Source organism: Pseudomonas citrullilanati, assembly GCF_030580855.1.
Taxonomy (GTDB): Bacteria; Pseudomonadota; Gammaproteobacteria; order Pseudomonadales; family Pseudomonadaceae; genus Aquipseudomonas; species Aquipseudomonas citrulli.
On the sequence record NZ_JAUQOP010000023.1, the window covers coordinates 38,005 to 60,787 of the forward strand.

Genomic DNA, 22,783 nt, shown 5'->3' on the forward strand with positions numbered 1-22,783 from the left:
AGGGAAGTCAGCAAAAAAGGCGACCGTTTTTTACGCGGGCGCCTTTCTGGTTTGATTGAATGCTTACAGCAGATCGTACTGCTTGAGTTTCTTGCGCAGGGTGCCGCGGTTCAGTCCGAGCAGCTCGCTGGCCTTGGTCTGGTTGCCCTTGACGTAGTTCATCACGCTTTCGAGCAGCGGTGCCTCGACTTCGGAAAGCACCAGGTTATACACATCCGTGACGGCAGCGCCCTCAAGGTGGGCGAAATAATTGTGCAGCGCCTTCTCGACACTCCCGCGAAGGGTCTGACCTTCTTCGCTGGGCGTGTTCAGGTGCTGTTTCAAATTCACGTTGTCGCTCACGGGTGTTGTTCCACTCACTAAAGTCTCGGTCATCATCGTCATGCGGCCACCCCTTCGTCCCCTGTCAGGCTCTTGTAACGCTCAGCGAAGAAAGCCTGAACGTCGGCGCATTGTGCTTGCGTACCATCCAAACGATTGAAGCGGGCGCGAAACTCCCTGGCGCCCGGCAGGGTTGCGAGATACCAGCCCACATGCTTGCGAGCGATGCGTACGCCCATGACTTCACCGTAGAAGGCATGCAGCGCGGCCAGATGCTCTAGCAGAATACGTTCCACCTCGGACAATTGCGGCGCAGCGAGCTTTTCGCCGGTGCGCAGGAAGTGTTCGATCTCACGAAAAATCCATGGCCGCCCCTGGGCGGCCCGGCCGATCAACAGGCCATCGGCACCGGTCGCGTCCAGCACGTACCGGGCCTTCTCTGGCGAAGTGATGTCGCCATTGGCAAATACCGGGATCGACACCGCCTGCTTGATCGCGGCGATGGTGTCGTACTCGGCGTCGCCGGTGTACAGGTCGGCGCGGGTGCGGCCATGCACTGCCAGCGCCGTGATGCCTGCCTGTTCGGCGATCTTCGCCACCGTCAGGCCGTTCTTGTTGTCCCGGTCCCACCCGGTGCGGATCTTCAGGGTCACCGGTACATCGACTGCGGCGACCACCGCCTGCAGGATCTCGGTCACCAGGGCTTCGTCCTTCAACAGGGCCGAACCGGCGGCCTTGTTGCAGACCTTCTTCGCCGGGCAGCCCATGTTGATGTCGATGATCTGCGCGCCCAGCGCCACGTTGGCTCGGGCCGCCTCCGCCAGCATCTGTGCGTCGCCACCGGCGATCTGTACCGAGCGTGGCTCGGGATCGCCTTCGTGGATCATGCGCAGACGCGATTTGCGGGTGTTCCACAAACTCATGTCGCTGGTGACCATTTCCGACACCACCAGGCCGGCGCCCAGTCGCTTGCACAGCTGACGAAAGGGCTGGTCGGTGACGCCCGCCATCGGGGCGAGGACCAGGCCGTTCTGCAATGTATATGGGCCGATGCGTACCGCCGACATAGGACTTCCCTGAAGTGGGGCCGGATCATGAGACTTCGAAAAAGGGTTGGCATGATACCCGCTCTCGATGACTGGATAAAGATCGAATTGGATAAAATCTGAACAGCTATTCTGTTATCGCCAGCGGTTTGGTCTGGGTCGGGTGAGTCAGAAAGATGCCGTCAATCGCTCGACCCTGGCGGGCTTCACTCGGGGGAATGGAAGCTCAGGCTGTAGTTCACCGCCTTGGAACCCGGGTCGAGGATATCCAGGGCGATGTGGATGGGCGTCTGCGGCGGCATTTCGCCGCGGCCTTCGAGATCGCCGCCCAGGTATTCCCCCGGCTTGAAGCGGCGGCTGGCGATCAGGTGTCCGTTGAGGTCGGCGAAACGCAGTTCCAGCAGCGGGAACGGCTGGGAGAAGGGCGCACGATTGTAGATGATCGCGTCCACCACCAGGGCGCCGCTGAAGTCCGGGTGGCTGCGCACCACCAGGTTGCTGCTCTTGATCTTGGCGATGTCGACCTTGGATGGGACGTCGCAGCCCAGGGTCGGGCAGATTTGCAGGAACCATGGCCGGTACTGGTCCTGGCGGGCCAGCTCCTCGAAGTGATAGGCGATGTACTGGCCGCCCAGGGCCGCCGCGGCCAGCAGGATCAGCAGGCCCCACAGCAAGCGCCGGCCCCAGGGCGAGCGGCGCTTGCGCCAGTCCAGTTGCAGCGGGTCGTCGTCCAGGTCCTGCAGGTCTTCGGCACGGATGCCGGGCTCCTGGCGTTCGCGGGACTTGCGCAGTGGCAGCGGTTGCAGCGGTTCTTCGGCGTGATCGTGGTCATCGGTGGCGGACAGGCGTTCGAGGTGTTCCTCGGGTTCGTCGTCCGCTGCAAGGCGCAGCGGGGCGCCGGGTTCGTCATCCGGCTCCAGCGGTTCGAGGGCCAGGGTCAGTGACGGTTCGGTGCGCGGCGGCCGGGCCGGTTCGTGGGGTTCGAAGGGCTCGGCGGGCGTCAGGAGCACGGCCTCGGCGCGCTCGCTGGGCGAATCGCTGTACAGGCTGTCGGACCAGTCGTCCTGTTCGTCGGCGAGGGGCTCGCGCTGCGCGCTCAGGTTGTCTTCGCGACGGCGCCCGGCGGAGCCTGGCGCCCGGTTGTCACGCCGCTCCAGGCGCGCCAGTTCCTTGTCCAGGTCATCGAGGTCGAGTTCGGCGGCGGTCCATTGCTTCTGGCTGATGGCCCGCGGCGGCGCTTCAGCGGCCGGCTTGGTCGGCGGCACCAGGGGCGGCGCGGCTTCCCGGGCGGCGCGTTGTTCGAGCAACTGGCGGGCGGCATTGAACACTTGCAGGCACGAGCCACAGCGAACCACTCCGCGGGCCACGCTCAGTTGGGCATGGTTGACGCGAAAGCTGGTGTGGCAATGCGGACACTGGGTGACGAAGCTGTCAGTCATGCGGCAATCCGGTCGATACAGGCGGCCATTCTAGCGCCGACGTCCGGTGATGCGCACCCAGCCATCGCGATTGGCGATCGGGTCGAGGTCGAAGTCCGCGGCATAGGCGGCGGCCACTTCTTCACCCTGTTCGGCGAGGATGCCCGACAGCGCCAGGCGTCCGCCCGGCTTGACCAGGCTCGACAGTTGCGGCGCCAGGGACACCAGCGGCCCGGCCAGGATGTTGGCCACCAGCACGTCGGCTTGCACCGCCGGCAGGTCCTGGGGCAGGTACAGCGGGAACCGCTCTTCGGCGATGTTGTTGCGCCCGGCGTTGTCGCGGGACGCTTCCAGGGCCTGGACGTCGATGTCGGTGCCGACCGCTTCCCGGGCGCCCAGCAGCAGCGCGGCAATGGCCAGGATCCCCGAGCCGCAGCCGAAATCCAGCACGTCGCAGCCCTTGAGGTCCTGGCCGTCGAGCCATTCCAGGCACAGCGCGGTGGTCGGGTGGGTGCCGGTGCCGAACGCCAGGCCCGGGTCCAGCAGCAGGTTGACCGCATCCGGCTCTGGCGCGGCGTGCCAGCTGGGCACGATCCACAGGCGCTGGCCGAAGCGCATCGGCTGGAAGTTGTCCATCCAACTGCGCTCCCAGTCCTGGTCCTCGATCACTTCGCTGTGATGCTCGGGCAGCGGGCCGCCGGTCAGCAACTCGAGATGGGCCAGCACGCTGGCCGCCTCGGTGCCGCCTTCGAACAGGGCCAGCAGGTGGGTGTGGGACCACAGCGGCGTGGTGTTGAGTTCCGGCTCGAAGATCGGCTGGTCTTCGGCGTCCATGAAGGTTACCGATACGGCGCCTACTTCAAGAAACGCGTCTTCGTAGGTTTCGGCTTGTTCCGGGCTGATGGCCAGGCGTACTTGCAGCCAAGGCATGGCGGGCACCTTTGGAAAAAATACAGGGGGCAGCGCAGGGCTGCAAAGGCGCGCAGTGTACGCCAGGTCGCCGTCAAAGTGGATAAGCGCGGCGCGGCCGGGCGCGTGGGTGTTTCGATATATATATGTACGACATGGCCCGGTTGGCGCGCGGATAAGGTGCGGTCCACACAACAGGGAGGCAGGTGATGGACAACACGACCCGGCAGCAACGCGACGGATCCGCCGCAGGAACGCCCACTTTTCCAGGGGAGGCCGCGCACGCCGTTGTCCTGGAGCGACTGGCTCGCTGGCAAGCGGCCGTCGATGCGCGGTTGCAGGCCCAGATGAGCTTGCTGCAGGTGCTGGAAGAATACCTGTTGGTCGAACTGCGTACCCGCTACTACGAAGGCAACATCGATCCGCATTTCATCGACACTTTGCTCGACACCGTGCTGCAACGGCTGGTCGACTCGCAACCCTTGGCCTATGACGCCAGCCTGGACGAGCCCTTCCGCTGGCCGGGCGCTGCCGACCGGAGCCTGGGGGCCGAACGCCGGGAGGCGCTCGTACAAGTGGTGGAAGGCACGGCCTCGGCTTTTATCGGCCACTACAAGAACTACCTGGCGCGCCATTGGCGTGCGCTGGGGCCGGATCCGGCGTTGCAGGGGTTGATCAAACAGAAGCTGGAGGAACACCTGGCTGCCATCGACAGGCTGTTCCAGCCTGAGCACCTGGCGGGCCTGGGTGTCGACGGCCTGCGGGAAAAGATCGAAGCACTCGAGGATGCCTGGCGGCAGATGAGCCGATTGACCGCCCTGGCGACCGCCCAGGAGCGGCGTCGACTGGGGGCGATTGCACGTGCGCAGTTGCCCGACTGGCTAGGGGCGTCCAGCGCCCAGGAGCGAACCGCGCTGCGGACGCTGGCGGCCTCTACCCGCCAGGCGCAGGAGCAGGTGGACGCGTTGCTCGACGGCCTGGGCTCGTTGCGTTCATTCGCACGGGCCTTGATCCGGGATTTTGTCAGGCATGAACGGGACATGGAGGTCGAGCCGGACAGCATCCGCATCCAGTTGCAATGGCGAACGGTAGCGGGCCAGCCGGTGCAGGCCCATTACCTGAGCGAGCTGATGGCGGCGGGGCCGATCAGGCCGGATGCGGTGGCGGTGCTCCTGGTGGAGAACGCCAGCCAACTGCGCAACCAGCCCCTTTCCCCGGCATTCATCAGCAGCCTGCTGGCCAGCGTGGATGCGCCGGCCGGGTATGGGGCGGCGTTGCTGCAGTGCTACAACCGCGCGGACTTCAAGGACGCCATGCTCGACTGGTTCATGGCGCGATTGCAGCAGAGTGCGTTCATCGCCCGGTGCGCCGGGCACATGACTGTCAGCCAGCACGAGTCGCTCAGGGCATTGTGGGAGCACGACGCCGCGTTCCATCGAGCGCCTGCCTTGCGGGTCGCCAGCCTGGTGCTGCCGCGGGGCTTGCAGTGTGCCGAGCTGCTGCTGTTCTATCGCGAAACCGCTTCGGGTGAGGTCAGCGACCCGCTGCTGTATGCCCCGGGCAAGCCCGACGGCCAGGAGTGGATCGGCCTGGCTTCGCTGCGGGCGGTGAACGCCTTGACCGGGGCCTGGACCCAGGACGAAGCCGGGCGCCAGTACCTGTTGCAGCAATTGGCCCCTTCCGCACGGGGCGAGGCGCAGGCGTTCTTCAGCCGCGTGACGGCCAAGCCGACGTCATGGGACTTGAACGGGGACCCCCGGGGAGTGCCGGGTGACTTGCACCGTTGTTTGCAAGCGGCAGTCCTGGCGAGCCTGGCGCATCACCTGGCCGAGGTGCGGTTGCAGCCATCGCCGCGCTGGTACGCCGCCCTGCCGCTGGAATCGCGTCGCGAGATCAGCAGCCTGAGCCAGGCACTGCGCATCCACCGGCAGGTGTTCGATGAGCGGATGGCGGGCTACGAGGTGTTCGTGGATTTCGCCCGGCGTACCGTCGCCCAGGCGATCGCTCCGTACCTGCGCAGCAAGGGGGTGCTGGAGCCGGTCGACCCGGCCACGGTGCTCATCGACTACCGGCCCGGGCTGGCAGGCGACAACCGTGTCGCCAACCTGCTCGACCTGGTCATTCATGGCTATGACGACAACTGGGGCATCGACGACCCGGCCAAGGGCGTGCGCTCGTCGGTCGGGCAGGACCTGGGACGGGTGCGCAGCGCCGACCTGGGCTCCTACATTCGCCGGGCCTACGTGGGCGAACGCTATGTGCGGGAGATCCGCGCCCGGTTCCTCGATGCCCGTTCCCCGGACTACGTGAAGCGCCGCGATGCCTTCCGCGACCTGCTGCTGGCCCGGCTGGACCATGACCTGCGTGTCGCCTATGGCCAGGCCCAAGTGAATGCCGACGAGCTGCGCTGGCTGACCCGCCAGGTCTCCCTGCTCAGCGATGGGCCGCCAGGCGCTGGCGCGGTGCACCCGGGCGCCGCAGTGACACGCGAAGGCATCATCCGGTTTACGCTGGCCGGGCATGTGGTATCGGGGCTCTACGTCTTTGTCTATTTTGATCCGGGAGCCCGTTACTGGCTGTACACGCCCGAGGCGCCGGACGGCATCCTGTTTCGCCCCTACCTGAACTTCGGACGCGTCGCCGCCCAGTTGCAGGACTATGTCATGGCGCGGGTCGCGCTCAGCGCCCGGGCGGCAGTGACCCGCACGCTGCAGGCATTGGCGGCGGCGCCCAGGGGCGTCGATACGTTGCGTGAGCTCAACCGGGTGAGCGACCCCAATCGCGAGTTCGATGCCGGCATCGAGCGCGCCATCGCCGATGTCGAGGACGTCACCACCGGGCGCGCCGAGGTGATCCGCGACCTGGTGTTCAAGGGCCTGGCCTGGGCGGCGGTGCCGGTGTGCATGGTGTATCCGCCGTTTGTGCTGTGGCTGGATATCGCTTTCGTCGGCCTGAGCGCCGGGCGAGCGGTCCAGGCGCATGTACGGGGCGACACCCATGATGCGCTGGGCCGCTGGTTGGCCGCTTCCTGGGGATTGCTGTTCGCCACGCTCGGCCCCTGGGCGGTCGCTGGCCTGACCGGCTGGATGGAACGCACGCGGCTGCTTGCCCGGGGATCGGGCTCATTGCTGTCCCTGCGCTTGAGGAGCGCCGCAGCGAGCGTCGCCAGGGAAACCGGCCCGATGATCCAGCCTGTGCGCTTCAAGCCGAGGCAGGCGGCCAGGACGCCTGCCGGGCAGTTGCAACAGGTGACGGAGGAGGGGCTTTACCACGGCACCTACCTCAGCCCGCCGAGCCTCGCGCAGCCGCGCAGCACCTATTACATCCACAATCGCGGCAGGTATTACCAGGTGGCGCAGGACCCCTATTTCGGCGGGTTGTGCCTGGTGGATGCCAGCCGTCCCGGGGCCTTGTACAGGCTGCCGATCCGCCGGCTGCCCAACGGCCGATGGGTGCGTAACCCGGTCGGCCTGAAAGGTGGCAATGACGACGTGCTCAACCTGGGGCGGGTGGCGGACCTGCGCGAGGCCTTCCCCGGGCATGCCAGGCCGAACATCGCCCGGGGCGCGTTGCAAGGCGAGGCCCTCGTGGCCAGGTCCGGCACATCGCCTGACGATTATCTGTTTTCCCTCAACGCCCAATCCTGCGTGATCGCTTCGCTGTACAACCCGAGCACCCGGGCGGGGGCGGTCATTCATTTCGATCACAACGTTCGTTCGCTCGTCGAGCGCAGTGTGCGAGACGTCTTGCAGCGCTTGGGCGGAACTGCCAAGGACATTCGCGCGACCCTGGTGGGCGGCGACTGGCTGACCGGTGCCGACATCGGCGGTCGGATCCGCGCAGTGATGCGGCGCGAAGGCCTGCAACCCACCTGGGATCACTGGTCGTATTCTTCCTGCCTGGGCAACACCTATGGGGTGGCCCTGGATCTGCGCAGCGGCGTCACGTCAGTGTTCAAGACCTCCGGCGCACAGGTGCAGGAGTATTACATCCCGTTGCTGGCGCGGGCGCCGAGGGGTACGGATCGGGTGGCGGAGCGGGCCCGTCGGTTCATGGCCCGGATGCAGGATGAGATCGTGGTGGAGAATGCCAGGGGTGTCGTCCTCACCCAGCAGGGCCAGCCGGCGCCCGACGCGTGGCTGGAGCGTTACGCGTTTTCCATGGTGGTCGTGGGCTGAGCCCAAAAAAAGACCCCGGCCAATGGACCGGGGTCTTTTCCTACATCACCTGGATCATCAGTGCTGGTTGCCCAGCTTGTGTTCCAGGTAATGGATGTTGACGCCGCCTTTGCAGAAGCCCTCGTCGCGGACCAGGTCGCGGTGCAGCGGGATGTTGGTCTTGATCCCGTCCACCACGATTTCGTCCAGGGCATTGCGCATGCGCGCCATGGCTTCGTCGCGAGTCGCGCCGTAGGTGATCAGCTTGCCGATCAACGAATCGTAGTTCGGCGGAACGGCATAGCCGCTGTACAGGTGCGAGTCGACGCGAACGCCATTGCCGCCCGGGGCATGGAAATGCTTGACCGTGCCTGGGCTTGGCATGAAGGTTTTCGGGTCTTCGGCGTTGATCCGGCATTCCAGCGCGTGACCGCGGATGACCACGTCATCCTGGGTGAACGACAGTTTGTTGCCGGCGGCGATGCTGAGCATCTCCTTGACGATGTCGATACCGGTGACCATCTCCGAAACCGGGTGCTCCACCTGAACACGGGTGTTCATTTCGATGAAGTAGAAGCGACCGTTCTCGTAGAGGAACTCGAAGGTGCCGGCGCCGCGGTAGCCGATGTCGATGCAGGCCTTGACGCAGCGGGCCAGGACTTCCTGGCGCGCCTGCTCGTCGATGCCCGGTGCCGGCGCTTCTTCGAGGACCTTCTGGTGACGACGTTGCAGCGAGCAATCGCGGTCGCCCAGATGGATAGCCTGGCCCTGGCCATCGGACAGGACCTGGACTTCGACGTGGCGTGGGTTGGTGAGGAATTTTTCCAGGTAGACCATCGGGTTGCCGAACGCCGCGCCCGCCTCGGAGCGGGTCAGCTTCGCCGAGGAAATCAGGTCTTCTTCCTTGTGCACCACGCGCATGCCGCGACCACCACCGCCGCCGGCGGCCTTGATGATCACCGGGTAACCCACTTCGCGACCGATGCGCAAGGCGGTTTCTTCGTCTTCAGGCAGCGGGCCGTCGGAACCCGGGACAGTCGGTACGCCGGCAGCGATCATGGCGTGCTTGGCCGATACCTTGTCGCCCATCAGGCGAATGGTTTCGGCTTTCGGGCCAATGAAGGCGAAACCGGAGTTCTCGACCTGTTCGGCGAAGTCGGCGTTTTCCGCCAGGAAGCCGTAGCCTGGGTGAATGGCGGTGGCGCCGGTCACTTCGGCAGCGGCGATGATCGCCGGGATGTGCAGGTAGGAATGCGCAGCCGACGCCGGGCCGATGCAGACGGACTCGTCGGCCAGGCCCAGGTGCATCAGTTCCTTGTCGGCCTTGGAGTAAACGGCGACGGTCTTGATGCCCATCTCCTTGCAGGCGCGCAGGATCCGCAGGGCGATCTCACCGCGGTTTGCGATCAGGACTTTTTCCAACTTCGCAGTCATCAAAGGCTCTCCGCGGTTCAAACGATGGTGAACAGCGGTTGGTCGTACTCAACCGGCTGGCCGTCTTCGACGAGGATGGACTCGATCACGCCGCTGGTTTCGGCTTCGATGTGGTTCATCATCTTCATGGCTTCGACGATGCACAGGGTGTCGCCTTTCTTCACGGTCTGGCCCACTTCGACGAAGGACGGCGAGGTTGGCGAAGACTTGCGGTAGAAGGTGCCTACCATTGGCGAGCGAGCGACGGTGCCGTTGAGCGCCGGGGCGGCGGCAGCGGCTGGAGCAGCGGCGGCGGTGGCTGCAGCCGGTGCGGCTGGCGCTGGCGCGGCGGCCGGAGCCTGCATCGGTGCCGGGGCGTAGAACTGCTGGGCTGGGGTCTTGCTGTGGCGGCTGATACGTACGGACTCTTCGCCTTCCTTGATCTCCAGCTCGTCGATGCCGGACTCTTCCAGCAATTCGATCAGTTTCTTAACTTTACGGATATCCATGAATCATCAACTCCCAAGGGTCGGTCAGGGGCGTGTAGCTTGTTGTTCAAGCTGCTCCAGGGCAGCCTCCAGGGCCAATCGGTAACCGCTGGCGCCAAGGCCGCAGATCACTCCCACCGCTACATCGGAGAAGTAGGAATGATGGCGGAAAGGTTCGCGTTTATGCACGTTGGACAAATGCACTTCGATGAATGGGATGCTCACCGCCAGCAGCGCGTCACGTAATGCGACACTTGTGTGTGTAAAAGCTGCTGGATTGATCAGGATGAAGTCCACGCCTTCGCCGCGCGCGGCATGGATGCGATCGATCAATTCGTATTCGGCGTTGCTTTGCAGGCAGAGCAGATGATGGCCGGCGGAACGGGCTCGCTGCTCCAGGTCCTGGTTGATCTGCGCCAGTGTCACGGCGCCGTAGACGCCCGGTTCGCGGGTGCCGAGCAGGTTCAGGTTGGGTCCGTGCAGGACCAATAGGGTCGCCATCTGCTGTTCCTTGTTATCCGTGAGCAGGTGTCAGAACCCGGCGACTATGCCGCAAAGCCTCAATGACTGTCCAGTTCTCGGCAATAGCCAGCACGATGACCGATGTTTGCGCGAAATTTATGACTATGGTCCCAGATCCGGTCATCCCGACGGAAATGAACTTGTGGCAGCGGGCTTGCTCGCGAAGACGGCGATACATCCAACATCGATGCAAGCTGATGCACCGCCATCGCGAGCAAGCTCGCTCCCACAGGGGATTTGTGGTGGGTACGAAATCGAAGAACACCCTCGATCAAAAAATGTGGGAGCGGGCTTGCTCGCGAAGACGGCGGCACATTCAGCATCTTTGCAAGCTGACCCACCGCCTTCGCGAGCAAGCCTGCTCCCACGTCCGTCAGACCCGAAACGCTTGCACCGCCGTGTGCAGGCGCCCACCCAGTACCAACAGGTGATCGCCCTGTTCCCGGCCTTGGCCGATGCGCAGCAGGTTGTCGCCGCCCAGTTGATGGATCCGTTCGCTGTGGTCGCGGATTTCGCTGACGGCGCCGCTCTGTTGGGCGGTGACGTCGGCGATGCGCACGGCGGTGTTGGCGATGGTCTGGATGGCACCGACGATTTCATCCAGCGCGCCGTCGGCGGCCTGGGCCTGGTTGGCGGTGGCTTCGGCGTGTTCGACCTGGGCGCGCATGCCGTCCACCGACTGGCGGGCGGCCTGTTGCAAGCGGGCGATCAGTGCCTGGATCTCGGCGGTGGCGCCGGCCGTGCGTTGGGCCAGGGAGCGGACTTCTTCGGCCACCACGGCGAAACCCCGGCCCATTTCCCCGGCGCGCGCGGCTTCGATGGCGGCGTTGAGGGCCAGCAGGTTGGTCTGGTCGGCGATCGAGCGAATCACCGTCAGCACGCCGCCAATGGTGGCCGACTCTTCGGCCAGTTGCTCGATCATTTGCGCGTTGTCCTGTACTTCCCCCACCAGCGCATGCAACCCGGTGAGGCTCAGGCCGATGACTTTCTGCCCTTGCTCCACCGCGTGTCCGGCGCTGCGGCTGGCGTCGGCGGCCTGGCTGGCATCGCCGGCGACTTGCTGGATCGTCGCTTCCAGTTCACTGAGGGAATCGCGGATCAGCGCCGTATCACCGGCCTGGTCCTCGGCGCCGCTGTGCAGCTCGCCGCTCAGTTCCGCCAGGGTCCGGCTGCTGCCGGCCACCTGTTCGGCGTTCACGCGAATGGTGCCCACCAGGTCCACCAGATAGGCTCGCAAGCGATTGAGCGACGCTTCGATGTCCTGCAACTCGCGGTTGCTGGCGCCAACGCGGATGTCGCGACTGAAATCGCCTTCCGCCCAGGTCGACAAGGCCGGCGCGAGGTGAGTCAAGGTCCGGGCGAGGCGGCGTTGCAAGGTGTCGATCAGCAGCGCGATCAGCAGGATCAGGCCGATCATGACCCCCTGGATCAAGCGCACTTCGCCCTGGATCCGCCCATGCTGGGCCCGTACCGCCGGCTCCATGGCATCGATGGCCTGTTGCACTTCAGCGGTCTTCAGGTGCGTGGCACTGCCCAGCTCGGTGCGTTTCTGGATCAATTCGCGGGTGCGCGCCAGCTCCGCCGGGTATCGGCCGAGCAAGCTGTTGAGTTCGCGCTTGAGGGCAATGCCGGCATCTTCGGCGGTGGCCTTTTCCTGGGTTTCCAGGCCCATCAGCGCGGCGAAATCGTCGCCGGCGGTTTCGCTGCTGGCTGTCACGCCGAGCAGCGGCAGGCCATCGAGTTGGGCGGCCTGGGTGCGGATGCTTTGCAGCTCCCGCTCGACATCGGCGGCCATTTCGCTACGGCCGCTACTGACCAGTTTGTCCCGGGTGAGCGAAAGCCGGCCCAGGTGTTGCGATGCGGCGAACAACGGCGGCAGATAAGCCGGTGCGCCCTGGGCGTATTGGGCGAGTTGGTCGAGGTTGGCGCTCAGCTCGCGTTCGGCCTGGAGCAACAACGCCTGGGGATCGCCGGCCAGCTTGCCGGCCCCCAACAGGTCGGCCTTGCTGAAGCTGTCGAGGTTGGACAGGCTCGGGCGCAGGGTCTTGGCCAGCTCCGGCGGGAATGCTTCGAGTTCCTTTTGCAGAGTCTCCAGGGCTTGGGTCGCTGCGCTCAGGCGCAAGGCGTCGCCGCTGTTCAGGTACTCCTCGATGTTGCGTGCCACTTCGCCTTGGAACTGCCGCGACAGGCCCAGGTAACGTTCCATCAACAGATAGGGGCGCTCCAGGGCGATCTGCGACCACCACAGCGTGGCCCCGAGGCCCAGGCACACGGCAACTAAAAGAAGGGTATTGAGATTGGTCAGCAACTTCAGGCGCATCTGGGGTCTACCCGGGGCAGAATCGTAAGTGCCTGAAGTTATTGCGTTTGGGTTACAGGTTCATGACCGAATCGGTGGATTCCGATGAAAAAGTGGCACTTTGCCTGGCTGCCTGGACGCGGTTGCGCCCGGCATGTTTGGCCCGATACAGCGCCTCGTCCGCCTGGCTCGCCATCATCAGACTGTCGGAGTCGTCGCTCATCTCCACCACGCCGGCGCTGAAGGTGCACCACAGGTCATGGGGCTGGGCCGGGTAGTGGATTTCAGCGAAGCGCTGGCGGATTTCATCGAGTACCTTGCAGGCGGCCTCGATGTCGGTGTCGGGCATGACAATGGCGAACTCTTCGCCACCGTAGCGGCCGATGAAGTCGGTCTTGCGCAGGCGCTGCTTGAGAAACAGCGCCAGGCTCTTGATCACCCGGTCGCCCATGGGGTGGCCGTGGCTGTCGTTGACCCGCTTGAAGTGGTCGATGTCGAGCATGGCGAAACTCAGCGGCTTGCCTTCGCGGCGTGCGCGGAAGCTGCAATCTTCGAGCAACTGCAGGATATGCGTGTGGTTGTACAGCCCGGTGAGGCTGTCGCGCACCATCCGCGCCTTGAGATTGCGCGCCCGCGCCGCGCGGTTGCGCACGGTGGTGATCAGGTGGCGGGGCTTGATCGGCTTGGTCAGGAAGTCGTCGCCGCCTTCGCTCATGGCGTCGAGCTGCTTGTCCAGGTCGTCTTCGGCCGACAGGTAGATGATCGGCACGCTGACGTAGCGGTCATTGTGGCGGATCACCTTGGCCAGTTCGGTGCCGGTGCAGGCGGGCATGTACATGTCGAGGATGATCAGGTCGGGCTGGAAGTCCGCCAACTCGGCCATGGCCTGGATCGGCTCGATCAACGTGCGGGTGACGATGCCGGCGCTGTTGAGCAGGCGCTCGGTGTGCAGGGCCTGGGCGCGGGAGTCGTCGATGATCAGCACTTTATAGGGTTCGTACTGGGCGACGCAGGTCAGCACTTCGATTTTTTCCAGCAGGCTCGACGCTTCGAGGGTGCCGGTGAGGAACTCCTGCCCGCCGGCGCGCACGGCCGCCAGGCGGGTCGGCGTGTCGGTTTCCAACAGGCTGAAGAACAGCAGGGGCAACGGCTGCTCCAGGCCTTCCTGGGCTTCGGCGGCCAGCTTCAGGCCGGCACCGGGGCCGCTGAAATCCACGTCCATGACAATCGCGGCGGGCAGGCGCTCGACCATCGTCGCGCGAAACGCCGCGACGCTGTCCAGGGCCTGGGCGCTGAGGCCGAAGAATTCCAATTGCTTGGCCAGGCGCTCGGCGCGGTCATGGTCTTGCAGCAGTACGTAGATGGGTTTGCGCAGCGGCGGCAGGAACGTCTGTTCGAGCTGGTCGCCGTGGCGTAGGCCGGTGCGCGACAGGCGCTGCATCAGGCGGTTGATCTCGGTGATCAATTGGCTGCTCAGGCGCCCGCGATTGGCGTCCACCGCCTGCAACGACTGGCTGATGCCTTGGGCGAGCAGGGTATGTTCGGGCTGTTCGAAGCGCTCGGCGAAACGCAGCAGCCGCAGGTTGGCTTCGCTGAGCTCGGACAGGTCGGTGCTTGACCATTCGCTGCGTTGCAGGCGCTGCCAGATCTCCAGGATCTGACGAGCCTGGTGAATTACCCGCTGGGCAAAGTGATGCTTGAGGCGCTCGCGGCTGGGGTCTTCTGGCTCGGTCATATCCTGACTACTAGTTAGGCTGCATGCTGAGGTCGACTGGTGGCTCTATGCTAGCACCTCTTTTCCATTGCATGAGTGTCATACGTCAATAATCTGTCCAACCGCGACATTCAGTTAATGACCGGTGGGTTTCGTAGGCCGACGGCGGCGCTTCCTTTATAGTGGCTGTTCGACGACCCCGCCAGCGCGGGCCTGATCGGGGCCACATTATCGCGTTTCAAATCAGGCACGATGGCGTAGGGTTGTGGTCGAACCGAGAACTCAAGTGATTGAAGGGATATCGCCATGCTGGACTGGAAGAACCGCGCGGGCAGCGCGCCTGAACGTGCCGCCGAACCGAAATCGGACACCCGCAGCTACCTGGGTGGGCTGTTTTTCAGTCGGGCACTGGCTACGCTGGTCGGCCTGTATTTGCTGGTGACCATTGCCCTCGGTTGGTACTGGAGCCAGGAGCCTGCGCTGTTCCCGGTGCAGCAGAACGCCCAGGCCGCCGCCGAGCGCGACGGCCGGCAAATGGTGGTGGGCTACACCACCGTCGAGACCCTCAAGACCGTGGCCGGCACCTTGCTGACCAAGCCGGGCGGCTACATTTCCAACGACCGTTTCCCACCGGGCCTGTGGATGGACAACATGCCGAGCTGGGAGTACGGCGTGCTGGTGCAGGTTCGCGACCTGAGCCGTGCCTTGCGCAAGGACTTTGCCCGTTCCCAGTCCCAGTCCGCCGAAGACGCCGACCTGGCCAAGGCCGAGCCGCGCTTCAACTTCGATAACCGCAGCTGGGTGCTGCCATCCAGCGAGTCGGAATACCAGGAAGGCATCAATTCCCTGAGCCGTTACCAGGCTCGGTTGTCCGATCCGGCCCAGAAGAGCGCCCTGTTCTACGCCCGCGCCGACAACCTGAACAACTGGCTCGGGGATGTCGGCACGCGCCTGGGTTCCCTGTCCCAGCGGCTGTCCGCCAGTGTCGGCCGGGTCAAGCTCAACACCGCGCTGAAAACCGAAATCCCGGCACCGGGCCAGGTGCCGCAGGTGGACGAAGAGGTGGTCGAGACCCCATGGCTGCAAATCGACAACGTGTTCTACGAAGCGCGGGGCCAGGCCTGGGCGCTGTCGCACCTGCTGCGTGCCATCGAGGTGGACTTCGCCGACGTGCTGGCGAAGAAGAACGCCACGGTCAGCGTCCGGCAGATCATTCGTGAACTGGAAGCGTCCCAGGAGCCGGTCTGGAGCCCGATGATCCTCAACGGCAGCGGTTTTGGCGTGTTGGCGAACCACTCACTGGTGATGGCCAACTACATTTCCCGGGCCAACGCGGCGGTCATCGACTTGCGGCAACTGCTGAACCAGGGCTGATCGATGAGCGAAAGTGCCCGGGAGGTCGCCCACCGAGTGGCCTCGGATGCCGAATTGATCGCCTGGGTCGATGAACACGATAACCTGCTGGGCAGCTTGGTGCGGTCGGATTTGCGTGAGCGCGGGTTGATCGGACGCGGCACCTACATCCTGCTGTTCAACTCGGCCGGTGAACTGTGTGTCCACCGGCGCACCCTCAGCAAGGCGATCTACCCGGGGTTCTGGGACGTGGCGGCGGGCGGCATGGTGCAGGCCGATGAGACCTACACCGAGTCGGCTGCCCGGGAACTGGCCGAGGAACTCGGCGTGAGCGGTGTCGAACTGACCGCCCACGACCACTTCTATTTCGAAGACACCGGCAGCCGGCTGTGGTGCTCGGCCTTCTCGGCGGTGTGGGACGGCCCCCTGGTGCTGCAGCCGGAAGAAGTGCTCGAAGCGCGCTTTCTGCCCATCGACCAGGTGCTGGAGGAAATCCGCCACATGCCTTATTGCCCGGACTCGCTGGCAGCCCTGGAGCGCTATCTGCGCGCCCACGGCGATGGCGTCGCAAAGAAGCTATAAATTGGCGCTGATTGGCCCTTAGCAAGTCGGCTTTTTGCCGTTACACTGCGCGACTTTTCAAGCTGAACCGACGTCTGCGGTCCAGTAGCGCTGCCCCTGCCTGAGTGGGGCTTCGCGGTCGAGGCACTGCTTCCTCGACCAGTCTTTGTCCTCCCGAGAGGATTGCCGGTGGCCAAAAAAGCCGCATCCTTCGCCGCCCTGGGCGGCCTGGTATTTTCTACCGACGCCGGTCGTCATTGCCCTGATTGCCGTCAACCGGTGGATGCCTGCATCTGCAAACAGACCGTCATCCCCGCCGGGGACGGCATTGCCCGTGTGCGCCGCGAAAGCAAGGGCCGTGGCGGCAAGACGGTGACCACCATCACCGGCGTGCCGCTGGCCGAAGACGCGCTCAAGGAACTGGCCACCACGTTGAAGAAACGCTGTGGCACCGGTGGCGCGTTGAAAGACGGCGTCATCGAGATCCAGGGCGATCACGTCGAGCTGTTGCTGGCGGAACTGGTCAAGCACGGTTTCAAGGCGAAGAAATCCGGCGGCTAGCAGCCTCTGTGAAAACCACCCTCGGCTTGATCCGAACCCAGGTTCGGGGTCGCCCGCATGGTTTTCACAGAGCCTGTTCTGAACGGGTTTCTAAACTCATCGTTGGCAGCAGGGTCTACCCTGCTGACAGACAATTCGTCATTTTCACTCTCTAGACTGCCCCAGCCTCCGACCGGATGGTGCATTTTGACTTCTTTATAGGGGACTTCGATGTCCGTACGACGCACACGCAAAGACGATGGCAGCCAATGGACAGTTGCGGACAGCCGCAGTGTTTATGGGATTCGCCATTGGGGGGCCGGGTATTTCGCGATCAATGACGCCGGTCGCGTCGAAGTCCGTCCGAACGGTCCCGGCAGCTCGCCCATCGACCTGTTCGAACAAGTCGAGCAACTGCGCCAGAGCGGCCTGTCGCTGCCTTTGCTGGTGCGTTTTCCCGACATCTTGCAAGACCGCGTGCGCCAGCTCACCGGTGCGTTCGACAGCAACATCGCGCGCCTGGAATACCAGAGCAAATACACCGCGCTCTACCCGATCAAGGTCAACCAGCAGGAGGCGGTGATCGAGAACATCATCGCCACCCAGAACGTCTCCATTGGCCTGGAAGCCGGTTCCAAGCCCGAGCTGCTGGCGGTGCTGGCGCTGGCGCCGAAGGGCGGGACCATTGTCTGCAACGGCTACAAGGACCGCGAGTTCATCCGCCTGGCGCTGATGGGCCAGAAGCTGGGCCACAACGTCTTTATCGTCATCGAGAAAGAGTCCGAAGTGGAGCTGGTGATCGAGGAAGCGGCGTCCCTCAAGGTCAAGCCGCAGGTCGGCCTGCGGGTGCGGCTGTCGTCCCTGGCGTCGAGCAAGTGGGCCGACACCGGTGGTGAGAAATCCAAGTTCGGCCTGTCGGCCGCGCAACTGCTGTCGGTGGTCGAGCGCTTCCGCGGGGCGGGCCTGGACCAGGGCATCCGCCTGCTGCACTTCCACATGGGTTCGCAGATCGCCAACCTGGCGGACTACCAGCATGGCTTCAAGGAAGCGATCCGTTACTACGGCGAGCTGCGCAACCTCGGCTTGCCGGTGGACCACATCGACGTCGGCGGTGGCCTGGGCGTGGACTACGATGGTACGCACTCGCGCAACGCCAGTTCGATCAACTACGACATGGACGACTACGCCGGTGTCGTGGTCGGCATGCTCAAGGAATTCTGCGATGCCCAGGGTCTGCCGCATCCGCACATCTTTTCCGAAAGCGGGCGTTCGCTGACGGCCCACCACGCGATGCTGGTGGTGCAGGTGACCGACGTCGAGAAGCATAACGACGACGTGCCGGTGATCGACAATAAGCTGGAACTGCCGGAGACCGTGCAATGGCTGGTCGACCTGCTGGGCCCGACCGACATCGAGATGGTCACCGAGACCTACTGGCGTGCCACCCACTACATGAGCGACGTGGCCGCGCAGTACGCCGACGGCAAGTTGACCCTGGCCGAAAAAGCCTTGGCCGAGCAGTGCTACTTCGCCGTCTGCCGGCGCCTGCACAACTCCTTGAAGGCGCGCCAGCGTTCCCACCGCCAGGTCCTGGACGAACTCAACGACAAGCTGGCCGACAAGTACATCTGCAACTTCTCGGTGTTCCAGAGCCTGCCGGACACCTGGGCCATCGGCCAGGTGCTGCCGATCCTGCCGTTGCATCGCCTCGACGAAGAGCCGATGCGCCGCGCCGTGCTGCAAGACCTGACCTGCGACTCCGACGGCAAGATCAAGCAGTACGTCGACGAGCAGAGCATCGAGACCAGCCTGCCGGTGCATGCCCTCAATCCGGGCGAGGACTACCTGCTGGGGATCTTCCTGGTGGGCGCCTACCAGGAAATCCTCGGCGACATGCACAACCTGTTCGGTGACACCGATTCGGTGAACATCTACCAGAACGCCGACGGCAGCGTGTACCACGCCGGTATCGAGACCCACGACACCATCGAAGACATGCTGCGCTACGTGCACCTGTCGCCGGAGGAGTTGATGACTCACTACCGCGACAAATGCGCCAGTGCCCGCATCAGCGCGACCGAACGCACCCAGTTCCTCGACGCCCTGCGCCTGGGCCTGACGCGTTCGTCTTACCTGTCCTCCTGATGAGCCCGCCGCCCCCTGCAACCAGGGGGCGCTTGAGGCTGGCCACGGCAGCTGTTCTGTTAAGCAATCAGCATTGCCCTCCAGTTCTGTCAGAAACGACTGCGCAAATCGCAGGTTTTTTCCGGCAGTCCTGAAGGGCATTTTTCTTTGTGTTGTTGTTATTTCCACACATTGAGTCGCATAACCGGCGCAGTCCTAATTTCGTGTAGTCCCTTTCCTAACTTGTACTTCGGCCCTCTACTCGGCCATGGCTCTCGGCGAGAATCCCCGGCCGCCCCTCCTGTAGAGAAACGCCGATGTCCGATCCAGCCAGCGAGCCAGCCTTTCGTCTGGAGATAGCCGGTCTGCCCGAACCCTTGGTCGTCGTGGCCTTCACGGGCAGCGAAGCCGTCAGCGAACCGTTCGCCTATGAGGCGCAGTTGTCGCTCCCCGATGCCCCCCTGGACCTGGCCGGCCTGCTCTATCGCAGCGTCTGGTTGAGCTTCGGTGCCCCGGGCCGGGGCATTCATGGGCAGTTGCACGAACTGGTCGAGCAGCCGCCAGGCGCCGGGTGCCGGGTGCGCATCGGCCCGAAGCTGGCCTGCCTGGCGCAGCGCTTCAGCCAGCGGGTGTTCAGCGCTCGCTCGGTGCCGCAGATCCTGCGCCAGGTGCTCCGGGAGCATGGCATCGACGGCCGGCACCTGTGCCTGGACTTGATCGGCGATTACCCCGCGCAGGATTTCTGCACCCAGTACCGGGAGTCGGACCTGCAGTTTCTCCAGCGGCTGTGCGCACAGGCCGGTATCCACTTTCATTTCGAGCACTCCCGGGACGGGCACTGCCTGGTGTTCAGCGACAGCCCCGGCGGGTTCCCCCCGGTGGGCGAGGCGGTTTACGGCGACCACCGGCCTGCACCCGGCGTGCGGGCCTTCAGTGTGCAAAGCACGCTGCCGGGCACGCCGGTCGCCCGCGGGCGCAGCGACCTGAAGCACCTGCACGTGGGCCGGGTGCTGGCGCTGACGGCCCATCCCCTGGAGGACTGGAACCGACGCTGGCTGCTGGTGGGCGTCGAGCATCGCGGCCAGGCGGGGGTGTATGGCAACCAATTCAAGGCCATGCCCCAGGACGTACCGTCGGTGGCGACCCGGCTGGCGACCAGGCCGCGCATGGCGAGCCGGCAGCGGGGTTGGGTCGTGGCGGTGGATGAGCCGGCCATGGCGGCGGCGGGACGAGTGGCGGTGCAGTTCGACTGGGTCTATCAGGGCGAGGGCGCCCGCCCCAGTCATTGCTGGTTGCCGTTGGCACCCGAATTGGCGGCGGGGGCACAGGCCTTGCGCGAGGGCACCGAGGTGCTGGTGAGTTTCATCGAGGGCGATCCGGACCGGCCGTTGATCAGTGCTTTTCTTGAGGTGCCCGGGCCGTCGGATTCGCCAGATGAATCCGCGACACGCCCGGCCAGCCTCGACACACCGGTGCCATCGCAAGCCGACCCGATGCTCCTGTCGGCGATCCGCAACGCCGAGCCGCTGGTGTTGTTGTGCCTGTTGCCCGGCGGCGGGAGTTTCAGCCATTGCGCCGAGGCGCTATGTACCTGCCGGTTGCTCACCCTGCCCGGCGCGGGCCTTGCGCCGTGAGCGGCGGCGTCCCGGCCGGGCCCCATTGGTTGCTGCTCGACGTTCCCGGTGCGCCCGGCGTGGCGCGGCGCCTGCAGGAACAGTTCGCGCAGGTCCCGGCCCGGGTGCTGTTCGACGACACCGAGTTGCGCGGGCTGCGGGAGCACAGCCCGCTGTTGCTGGACCTGCGGCAATCCGCTGCGTTGGTCAGCCTCTGTCATCTGGACCCGCGTGCCTGGCCAGGCCTGTTGTTGATCAGTCCGGCGCCCGCCGAACAACTGCTGGCGCATCTGCGGCGGATGCTGACGGTGACCTTGGGCCTGCACCACAAGGCCCTGCTGAACTACTACAACCCCCACACCGCCAGCTATTTCTTCGACGGTTGCGACCCGCAGGAGCTCAGCACCTGGCTGGGCCCGATCAACCTCGTGCGCTGGTTCGGTGGCACCTGGGCCGACCGCGCCATTGGCAGCCAGGGGTGGCAGCAGTTGATCAATCCCGGGGTGCCGGTGGCGGCGCTGGAGAACGAACACAGCCTCAGTGAGCGACAGCAGCGCCAACTCCAGCAATGCCTGCTGGAGCGACATGCCTGGCGCTGGTCATGTTCCGTCGAGCGCGATTACCAGGTGCTCTGGAAGAGTCTGCAGGAGGGGCTGGCGCTGGGATTCACCGAGCAGGCGCTACTCGATGACTGGTTGTGGCTGCGCTTGCAACACCCCAGCGCCCGGCCAGTGCCGAGGGCGGCGGGTGGTTCGCCCCGCGACTACCTCGATCAGTTGCGCCGGTCATGGCAGGGCGATCCGGGGTGAGGCGTCATTGGCCGGGGTGGCCGAGCCAGCGGTCATGCCGCTGCAACCGCCAGGCGATGGCCCCCAGGGTCAGGCTGCGCAAGGCCATGAACAACAGGAACGTGATCCACAGCCCATGGTTGCCCAGCCCTTGCAACGCCCAGGCGATGGGCAGCACCAGCAGCAAGGTCAGCAGCATGCCATTGCGCATCTCCCGGGCGCGGGTGGCACCGATGAACAGGCCGTCCAGCACGTAGCTCCAGACCGCGATCAGCGGCAGTGCCGCCAGGTAAGGCAGGTAGCGGTCGGCGGTGTCGCGCACGTCGGGAATGTCGGTTTGCATCGCGATGAACAGGTGGCCGGCGAGCAGGAACAGCAGCGCAAACCCTACGCTGGCGATCAATGACCAGCCGCAGGCCACCACCAGCGAGCGGCGCAGGGCGAGGCGATCGCGGGCGCCGATGGCATGCCCGCACAGGGCTTCGACCGCATGGGCGAGGCCGTCCAGGGCATGGGCGGTCAGCAGCAGCCCATTGAGCAGCAGGGCGTTGGCGGCCACTGTCGCATCCCCCAGGCGTGCGCCCTGTACGGTGATCATGAAGAACACCGCTTGCAGCGCCAGGCTGCGAATGAAGATGTCCCGGTTTACCGCCAGCAGCGGGCGCCAGTTCCGCCATCGTCCCAACGCCGCCCAAGCCACGTGCCCCGGCCAGGCCCGCAGCATCCCCCGCGCCAGCGCCAGGCCGACCAGGGCGCCGGTCCACTCGGCAACGACCGAGGCCCGGGCCGAGCCGGCCACGCCCCAGTCCAGGCCGATCACGAACCACAGGTTCAGGGCGATGTTCACCAGGTTGGTCACCAGCAGGATCGCCAGCGGCGCCCGGGCATTCTGGGCACCGAGAAACCAGCCGACCAATGCGTAGCTGGCCAGCGCCGCCGGCAGGCCGAAGAGCCGGGTGTGGAAGAAATCGCGGGTCAATTGGTCGAGTTCGGCCGACGGCTGCATGAAGTGCAACGCCACGCCGCTCAATGGCACGCCGACAGCGCCCAGCACCACCGCCAGCCCCATCGCCAGCAACAGGCCCTGCACCAACACTTGCCGCAACGCCGCGCCGTCGCCCCGTCCGGCGGCCAGGGCGGCGAACCCGGTGGAGCCCATGCGCAGGAAACCCATGGCCCAGGCCAGCACCGTGTACAAACTCGCCCCGACCGCCACCGCGCCCAACTGATGGGCATGGGGCAAATGGCCGATGACCGTACTGTCCACCAACGCCACCAGGGGCACGGAAATATTCGAGAGAATCATCGGCGCCGCCAGCGCCCAGACCCGGCGATGGGTGAGGCGGTCGCGCCAGTCGGTGATCAGGTTGGACATGCGGGCTCCTTGGTGGAGCGCGATTGTAGCGGGTTCTTGCCTGCTCGTTTCCCACGCCGGAGCGTGGGAAACGAGCAAAATTCTGTGGGAGCAAGGCTTGCCCGCGATAAAGACGGTGCAGTCTTCAAGGGAACCGAGGCGC

The 22,783-nt window shown here is 65.0% G+C and carries 17 protein-coding genes; 7 read left to right on the plus strand and 10 right to left on the minus strand.

Annotated features, from left to right (window positions below; genetic code table 11):
• Window positions 1–63 precede the first annotated feature (63 nt).
• The 4 genes from fis to prmA form a co-directional block, all read right to left on the minus strand.
• Complete coding sequence (gene fis / locus Q6A48_RS16115; protein ID WP_003186237.1) at window positions 64–384, minus strand: DNA-binding transcriptional regulator Fis; 321 nt, start codon at window positions 382–384, stop codon at window positions 64–66.
• Window positions 381–1,388, minus strand: coding sequence for a tRNA dihydrouridine synthase DusB (dusB, locus tag Q6A48_RS16120; RefSeq protein ID WP_304555109.1), 1,008 nt, complete (start codon window positions 1,386–1,388; stop codon window positions 381–383). Before dusB ends, fis begins: the two co-directional genes overlap by 4 nt.
• Window positions 1,389–1,573: 185 nt before the next feature.
• A complete protein-coding gene (locus tag Q6A48_RS16125; RefSeq protein ID WP_304555110.1) occupies window positions 1,574–2,806 on the minus strand; it encodes a DUF3426 domain-containing protein in 1,233 nt (410 codons plus the stop codon).
• A 30-nt stretch (window positions 2,807–2,836) separates the two neighbouring features.
• A complete protein-coding gene (gene prmA, locus Q6A48_RS16130) occupies window positions 2,837–3,715 on the minus strand; it encodes a 50S ribosomal protein L11 methyltransferase (protein WP_304555111.1) in 879 nt (292 codons plus the stop codon).
• A 188-nt stretch (window positions 3,716–3,903) separates the two neighbouring features.
• On the opposite strand from prmA, the gene Q6A48_RS16135 reads away from it, so the two are divergent.
• Window positions 3,904–7,872, plus strand: coding sequence for a DUF6543 domain-containing protein (locus Q6A48_RS16135; protein WP_304555112.1), 3,969 nt, complete (start codon window positions 3,904–3,906; stop codon window positions 7,870–7,872).
• Window positions 7,873–7,929: 57 nt separating this feature from the next.
• Here the strand turns inward: Q6A48_RS16135 and accC are convergent, their stop codons facing one another.
• The 5 genes from accC to Q6A48_RS16160 form a co-directional block, all read right to left on the minus strand.
• Window positions 7,930–9,285, minus strand: coding sequence for an acetyl-CoA carboxylase biotin carboxylase subunit (accC, locus tag Q6A48_RS16140; protein ID WP_304555113.1), 1,356 nt, complete (start codon window positions 9,283–9,285; stop codon window positions 7,930–7,932).
• A 17-nt stretch (window positions 9,286–9,302) separates the two neighbouring features.
• Window positions 9,303–9,773, minus strand: coding sequence for an acetyl-CoA carboxylase biotin carboxyl carrier protein (accB, locus tag Q6A48_RS16145; RefSeq protein ID WP_304555114.1), 471 nt, complete (start codon window positions 9,771–9,773; stop codon window positions 9,303–9,305).
• A gap of 24 nt (window positions 9,774–9,797) precedes the next feature.
• Window positions 9,798–10,253 carry a type II 3-dehydroquinate dehydratase gene (gene aroQ / locus Q6A48_RS16150; protein WP_304555115.1) on the minus strand — a complete coding sequence of 152 codons (456 nt, stop codon included), beginning with the start codon at window positions 10,251–10,253 and terminating at the stop codon, window positions 9,798–9,800.
• A gap of 394 nt (window positions 10,254–10,647) precedes the next feature.
• A complete protein-coding gene (locus tag Q6A48_RS26215; protein WP_304555117.1) occupies window positions 10,648–12,594 on the minus strand; it encodes a methyl-accepting chemotaxis protein in 1,947 nt (648 codons plus the stop codon).
• Between the two features lie 52 nt (window positions 12,595–12,646).
• Window positions 12,647–14,308 (minus strand): GGDEF domain-containing response regulator, encoded by a 1,662-nt coding sequence (locus Q6A48_RS16160; protein ID WP_304555118.1) that lies wholly within the window; start codon window positions 14,306–14,308, stop codon window positions 12,647–12,649.
• Window positions 14,309–14,593: 285 nt separating this feature from the next.
• Between Q6A48_RS16160 and Q6A48_RS16165 the strand changes: the two genes are divergently transcribed.
• From Q6A48_RS16165 to Q6A48_RS16190, 6 genes are all read left to right on the plus strand, one after another.
• Window positions 14,594–15,661 carry a DUF2333 family protein gene (locus Q6A48_RS16165; protein WP_304555119.1) on the plus strand — a complete coding sequence of 356 codons (1,068 nt, stop codon included), beginning with the start codon at window positions 14,594–14,596 and terminating at the stop codon, window positions 15,659–15,661.
• A gap of 3 nt (window positions 15,662–15,664) precedes the next feature.
• Complete coding sequence (locus tag Q6A48_RS16170) at window positions 15,665–16,222, plus strand: NUDIX hydrolase (RefSeq protein WP_304555120.1); 558 nt, start codon at window positions 15,665–15,667, stop codon at window positions 16,220–16,222.
• Between the two features lie 168 nt (window positions 16,223–16,390).
• Window positions 16,391–16,762: a translation initiation factor Sui1 gene (locus Q6A48_RS16175; protein ID WP_024781395.1), complete on the plus strand. Its 372-nt coding sequence runs from the start codon at window positions 16,391–16,393 to the stop codon at window positions 16,760–16,762.
• A 210-nt stretch (window positions 16,763–16,972) separates the two neighbouring features.
• Window positions 16,973–18,886, plus strand: a complete 1,914-nt coding sequence (gene speA, locus Q6A48_RS16180; protein WP_304555121.1) for an arginine decarboxylase — start codon at window positions 16,973–16,975, stop codon at window positions 18,884–18,886.
• 296 nt (window positions 18,887–19,182) lie between these two features.
• Window positions 19,183–20,499 (plus strand): type VI secretion system Vgr family protein, encoded by a 1,317-nt coding sequence (locus tag Q6A48_RS16185; protein ID WP_304555122.1) that lies wholly within the window; start codon window positions 19,183–19,185, stop codon window positions 20,497–20,499.
• Entirely contained in the window at window positions 20,451–21,287 is an 837-nt protein-coding gene (locus Q6A48_RS16190; protein ID WP_304555123.1) for a DUF4123 domain-containing protein, read from the plus strand. The genes Q6A48_RS16185 and Q6A48_RS16190 overlap by 49 nt, the downstream gene beginning before the upstream one ends.
• Before the next feature lie 4 nt (window positions 21,288–21,291).
• Here the strand turns inward: Q6A48_RS16190 and Q6A48_RS16195 are convergent, their stop codons facing one another.
• On the minus strand, window positions 21,292–22,641 hold the full coding sequence (locus tag Q6A48_RS16195) for an MATE family efflux transporter (RefSeq protein ID WP_304555124.1): 1,350 nt from the start codon (window positions 22,639–22,641) through the stop codon (window positions 21,292–21,294).
• Window positions 22,642–22,783 lie beyond the last annotated feature (142 nt).